General features: G+C 71.1%; 5 protein-coding genes. 1 reads left to right on the forward strand and 4 read right to left on the reverse strand.

All coding sequences use genetic code 11. From position 1 onward, the window contains the following. Window positions 1-996 (reverse strand): dihydrodipicolinate synthase family protein (locus ABNT58_RS09475; RefSeq protein ID WP_348753240.1); only part of this gene is annotated, 996 nt, incomplete at its 3' end. 70 nt (window positions 997-1,066) lie between these two features. Here ABNT58_RS09475 and ABNT58_RS09480 point away from each other — a divergent pair. After that, the gene (locus ABNT58_RS09480; RefSeq protein ID WP_348753241.1) at window positions 1,067-1,978 is read left to right on the forward strand and encodes a LysR family transcriptional regulator; all 912 of its coding nucleotides are present in this window, start codon (window positions 1,067-1,069) and stop codon (window positions 1,976-1,978) included. 7 nt (window positions 1,979-1,985) lie between these two features. Here ABNT58_RS09480 and infA read toward each other — a convergent pair whose 3' ends face one another. The 3 genes from infA to ABNT58_RS09495 all read right to left on the reverse strand — a co-directional run. Beyond that, window positions 1,986-2,231, reverse strand: coding sequence for a translation initiation factor IF-1 (infA, locus tag ABNT58_RS09485; protein ID WP_348753242.1), 246 nt, complete (start codon window positions 2,229-2,231; stop codon window positions 1,986-1,988). Window positions 2,232-2,530: 299 nt separating this feature from the next. Next, complete coding sequence (locus tag ABNT58_RS09490; protein WP_348753243.1) at window positions 2,531-3,631, reverse strand: catalase family protein; 1,101 nt, start codon at window positions 3,629-3,631, stop codon at window positions 2,531-2,533. A 19-nt stretch (window positions 3,632-3,650) separates the two neighbouring features. Continuing rightward, a partial coding sequence (locus ABNT58_RS09495) for a membrane-bound PQQ-dependent dehydrogenase, glucose/quinate/shikimate family (protein WP_348753244.1) occupies window positions 3,651-5,909 on the reverse strand: 2,259 nt, incomplete at its 5' end.

Here is a 5,909-nt window from a genome sequence, read left to right on the forward strand (position 1 = left end):
GTGCCCGGAGTGCAAACGCGGGCCGGGCACCGCCTCGGCCCGCGGGCCGTGGGCCATGAAGTGGTCCAGCGCCTTGTTGGCGTTGGTGAAGGCATTGCCATGGGGCAGCGGCGCGGCGGCGGCAAACACCGCCTCGGCCACCGCCTGCAGCCGGGCCGACAAGGCGTCGGCCTCGGCCTGCCGGCCGGCGTCCAGGTGCGCCAGCAAGGTAGCCAGCTGAGGTGCAAACACATTGGCGGTGCTCAGCAGAAAGCCGTCGTAGTCGCCACCCGCCGCTGCCAGGTGCCGGCTGTAGCCGCCCTCCGCGCCCCGCACGAGGAAAGCCTGGCGAAAACCGGCCGCTGCCACGCGGTCGGCGCCGCTGGTGTCCTTGAGCATCAACAGATGGGCGTGGCGGTCGGCCAGCGCAGCCACCGTCTGCGGCGCCATCTCGTTGCCGGTGACCTGCGGCAGCTGGTACAGCGCCATCGGCAGGCCGGTGGCCAGCACACGGTCCAGCGAAGCGGCGATCTCGGCCTGCGACAGCTGCGCGCCATGCGGCGGGCACACGGTAAAGCCGACAACACCGCTGTGGCGGAGCACGCGGGCCAGTGCCAGCTCGTCCACTGCATCCACCACACCCGCGCGCTGGCACAGCCAGGCCCGCAGTTCGGCCAGCGTGGCCAGCATCTCCTGCAGCCCCGGCTTGAGCACGCCCACCAGCAGGTGCAGGCCCAGGGCCGGCGCCTCGTCCATCAGCAGCTGCAGCAGCGTGCGCACCTCGTCGTCGGCCAGCTGCCAGCCATCGCCGGTGGAGCCGGGCACCAGCAGGCCGCGCACATGCGGCTGCAGGAAGCGCAGGTGCGCCTTCAGGCGTTCAGCATCGATGGCGCCCTCAGCGGTGTAGGGCGTGAGCAGCGGGCACCACAGGCGCGGCACGCCGTCGGGCAGCAGGCGCTGCAACCAGGCGGCGCGCCGGGGCGCCAGACGATCGAGGGGAACGGCAGGAGAGCTCATGCAGCCATCGTAGGCAGCGGCCCCCTTGCCAAAAAGATATCGCAGGCGATTTCAGATATGCTTTGAAAGCATGAACCTGCACCGCATCGAGGCCTTTCTGGCGGTGGCCCAGGGCGGCAGCATCACCCGCGCAGCCACCCAGCTGGACGTGGCGCAGTCGGTGGTCAGCCGCCATGTGGCGGCCCTGGAAGCCGACCTCGGCATTCGCCTCTTCGAGCGCACCGGCCGCGGCGTGGCCATGACCGAAGCGGCGCAGCTGCTGGCGCCGCGCCTGCGGGCCGCGCTGGCCGACATGCAGCGCGCGGCGGCCGAGGCGGCTGAACTGGGGGGCCAGCCCGGCGGGCTGGTGCGCATGGGCCTGGTGCCGGCGGCGGCGCAGCCGCTGGTGGGCCTGCTGCACCAGCGCCTGGCGCAGCGGCATCCGCGCATCCGGCTGCAGTTCGTCGACGGCTTTTCGCATGCGCTGGACGAACGGCTGGCCAGCGGCGACCTGGACCTGGCGGTGATCAACCGCTTCGGCCGGCTCGACCCCAAGGGCGAAGAGCGGCTGTGCGTGGTGGACAGCCTGCTGGTGGGCCCGCCCGGGGCACTGGCGCCCGATGCGCCCGCCCTGCCCTTCAAGCGGCTGGCCGGCGTGCCGCTGGTGCTGGCCTCACGCCCCAACGGGCTGCGTACCGCGCTGGATGAGGTGTGTCGCCGCGTGGGCGTTCAACTGCAGGTGGCGGTGGAGGCCGACTCCATGCTGACGATGAAGGGCCTGGTGATGCATGGCGGGCTGTACAGCGTGCTGCCCTACCAACTGGTGCATGAAGAGCTGGCGGCCGGCCGCCTGAGCGCGGCGGGCATCGTGCGGCCCACCGTGCCGCGCGTGCTCACGCTGGTGCTGTCTCACCGCCAGGCGGGCTCGGCCGCGGTGCGGGCGGTGGCGCAGGCGGTGCGCGAGATCGTGCGCGACGCGCTGGTGAAAACCGTGTGGCGTTGAGCCGGGCTCAGCGCCGCGGTGCGCCGCTGCGTTCTTCCAGGTGACGGAAGCTGATGCGGCCCTTGCTCAGGTCGTAGGGCGACAGCTCCAGCGACACGCGGTCGCCCGCCAGCACGCGGATGTGGTGCTTGCGCATCTTGCCGGCGGTGTAGGCCACCAGCTGGTGACCGTTGTCCAGCGTCACGCGGTAACGTGAGTCGGGCAGCACTTCCTGCACGACGCCGCGCATCTCGATGAGTTCTTCCTTGGCCATGGGGCGCTCCTGTTTTTGAGTGAATCCAGCCCACCACTGCAATGCCCGGCGTCGATGGCCGACAGCCATCGGTCCGCCCGGCGCGGTGGTGATCGTGAGCAGACGCCAGCCCGCATGCGGGCCACCGCAAGACGGCAAGAGAATCGATGAGCGGTGCGAGCATCGGCCCGAGCCTCCAAGGGAGCGGAGGGTGGGCGAGAGACCTACGGATGGAAGGTCTTGCGTGTCTGTGGGCCCAATACTACACCTATCGAATACCCTAGACGTCTAGACAAGTTCTGGCGCCCGGCTGGCCTTCCTCAACCCGGCAGGTCTTGCAGGCTGCGCGGCTCCGTCACCGGCACGCCGTTGTGCCCGCGGCGGAAGCTGGCAGCCGCTTCATACGCCGCCTTGCGCACCCGCATGATCGAGCCGATGGGCCGGTGTGCGGCCAGCCCATGCCAGGGGCTGAACGACAGGCCGTCGTCCAGCGCATCGGCCCGCGCATCGGGCCAGCTGTCCTGCGGCGGCAGGCTGAGCGTGGCCACGGTGTGCCAGGGGCTGTCCTGCTCCTGCCATTCCACCGAGGCGTCCTCGATGGGCATCGCCTCCAGGTTGGTGCACAGCTGCACCCGCAGCGCCCAGGTGCCGCCCTGGCGGGCGAAATGCTGGCGCACCTCGTCGCGCAGCGCATGGGGCCGGTCCTTGAGTTCGATGGGCTGGTCGGTCAGCGCCTGCAGCTCGGGCGATGCCGGTGCCAGCGACAGCTTGGCCATGTACGGGCCCCACAGCACCGGCACCTGGCTGAAGAAGGTCTCGCCCAGGATGTGGGTGGCCGGGTGGCCGCCCAGCGCCTTGAGCGTCCCGCTTTCGCCACCGGCCTTCTCGATGATGGATTCCAGCCCGCGCAACGCGGCCGACAGCACCTTCTTGGCGTTGGGCGCCTTGTCGGTGGTGGCGGCCAGCAGCTTCACGGTCTTGAGGAACTTGGCGGCCGTGGGTGCGCTGAACACCGGGCCGTTGACCATCAGCACGTCCTGCGTGGCATCGGCCTGGCTGCCCGGCAGCCGCTCGCCCTCCACGCCCAGCAGCTTCAAGGCCAGGCCGCGCGGCGTGGACACGCCGTCGTCCAGCAGGTCGCCCGGTGTCGACGACAGGCGCACCACCGCGTCGTAGGTGCCCGGCTGCGCGCACAGGCCCTGCGCCAGCTCGGGCGGCAGGCCGGGCTGCACCGTCAGGCTGCCGCGCAGCAGGCCGTGGCTCTTGGCATGCACGCTGCGGTAGGCATGGCCTTCGTCGCGCGCCACCGTGCGGCTGATGCCCAGCAGCGCATCGCGCAAGTCCTGGTCGGTCTGGGCTTCGTCGGGCTCGGCGGCCTCGAACGTGGGCTGGTAGCGCAGGGGGGTGGGGGTCAGGCTCAAGGGATTCTCCAGAAGGGGCTCATTTCGGCAGGGCGTAGGCGATCATGCTGTCACCGGTCTTGGTGCCCAGCGAGCCGTGGCCCCCTGCGGCCACCACCACGTACTGGCGGCCGTCGGCACCCAGGTAGGTCATGGGCGTGGCCTGGCCACCGGCGGGCAGGCGGTGCTGCCACAGCTGCTTGCCGTTGCTGGTGTCGTAGGCGCGCACGTAGTAGTCCAGCGTGCCCGACAGGAAGGCCACGCCACCGGCGGTGGTGATCGGCCCGCCCAGGTTGGGCACGCCCATGCGGAAGGGCAGTGGCAGCGGCGAGCTGTCGCGCACCGTGCCGTTCTTGTGCATCCAGATCTTGTGGCCGCTCACCAGGTCGGCCCCGGCCACATAACCCCAGGGCGGCGCCTGGCAGGGCAGGCCCAGCGGCGAGGTGAAGGGGCCCAGCTTGACGGCGAAGGGCGCGCCGAAGTTTTCGTTCAGCGCGGGCAGCCCACCCTCGGGCGGCGTGCCGCCTTGCACCAGCATCGCGCTGTCGTCCGGCCGCGGCACCAGCTGCGACACGAAGGCCAGGTAGGTGGGCGTGGCAAACACGATCTGCCGCTGCGGATCGACCGACACGCCGCCCCAGTTGAAGACGCCGAAGTTGCCCGGGTAGATCAGCGAGCCGCCGACCGAAGGCGGCGTGAAGCGGCCCTCGTAGCGCAGCCGCTTGAAGGCGATGCGGCAGGCCAGCTGGTCGAACATCGTGCCGCCCCACATGTCGCGCTCGCGCAGCGGCGGCGGATCGAAGGACAGCGCCGAACGCGGCTGCGTGGGCGCGGTGCGGTCGCCTTCGGCCGCGCCTTGCGGGGCCGGCTCTTCGGTCACCGGCAGCAGCGGCTGGCCGGTGCGGCGGTCCAGCACGAACAGCTCGCCCTGCTTGGTGGGCTGCACCAGCGCCGGCACCGAGCGGTTGTTGACCGTCAGGTCCACCAGCGTCGGCTGGGCCGGCACGTCGTAGTCCCACAGGTCGTGGTGCACCGTCTGGAACACCCAGCGCACCTTGCCGGTGGCCAGCTCCAGCGCCACCACCGAGGACGAGTACTTTTCCACCGACGCGCTGCGCTTGCCGCCCCACTGGTCGGGCGGCTGGTTGCCCATGGGCACGTACACCAGGCCCAGCGCTTCGTCCACGCTGCTGATGGACCAGCTGTTGGGCGAATTGGGCGTGTAGGTCTGGCCCGGGGGCAGCGGCTCGGTCACGTCGGGGTTGCCCGAATCCCAGTTCCACACCAGCGCACCGGTGTCGATGTCGTAGGCGCGGATGACACCCGAGGTCTCGGCGGTGGACACGTTGTCCAGCACCGTGCCGCCCACCACCAGCAGCTTGTCCGTCACCACCACCGGCGAGGTGCTGTAGTACGAGCCCGGCTTGACGTTGGGCATCTGCGTCCACAGGTCGATCTGGCCGTTGACGCCGAAGGTCTGGCAGCGGCTGCCGGTGTCGGGGTCGAGCGCGATCACGCGGCCATCGGCCGTGGGCATGAAGAGCTTGTTGTGGCAGGCCGTGGCCGGCGGCGGCGTGGCCGGTGCGCTGGCGGCCGAAGCCACTGCCGCGTCGGGCGCGGCATTGCCGGCCGGCGTGCTGCGCGGCGCGTGGTACGACAGGCCGCGGCAGGTCAGGTGCTGCAGCGCCAGTGCGCCGGCGCCCTGGATCTGCGGCTCGAAGCGCCACAGCTGCTGGCCGGTGGTGGCATCCAGCGCCACCACCGACTGGTGCGGCGTGCACAGGAAAAGCCGGTTGCCCACCTTCAGCGGCGTCACCTCGAACGTGGTTTCCTTGGGGTCGCCGGGGCGGCCGCGCACGTCGCCGGTGCGGTACTCCCAGGCCACTTCCAGCTTGTCCACGTTCTCCGGCGTGATCTGGCTCAACGGCGAATAGCGCTGGCCCGCGCCGGTGCGCCCGTAGGCATGCCACTCCCCATCCGGCACGGGGGCCGAGGCGGCAGCCGCGCTGCTGGCTAGCGGCGGCGGCGCGGTGCCTTCGATGCGGTGCTTGTCGACGAACCACGAAGCCACCGCCAGCAACAGGAACAGGCCCAGCAGCAGCCCCAGCCAGCCGCGAGGGCCGCTCCAGGCACCGCCGCCGCGTCCGCCTTCGGCCAGGCCCAGGCCACGCGCCACCCAGGGCGTGAGCAGCCACAGCCCGAGCACGAAGATCACGTCGCCGCGCGCGGCCAGTGGCCACCAGTCCAGCCCCACTTCCCACAGCGACCATGCCACGGTGCCCAGCACCAGCAGCGCATA

Source organism: uncultured Aquincola sp. (genome assembly GCF_964001545.1).
Taxonomy (GTDB): Bacteria; Pseudomonadota; Gammaproteobacteria; order Burkholderiales; family Burkholderiaceae_C; genus Aquincola.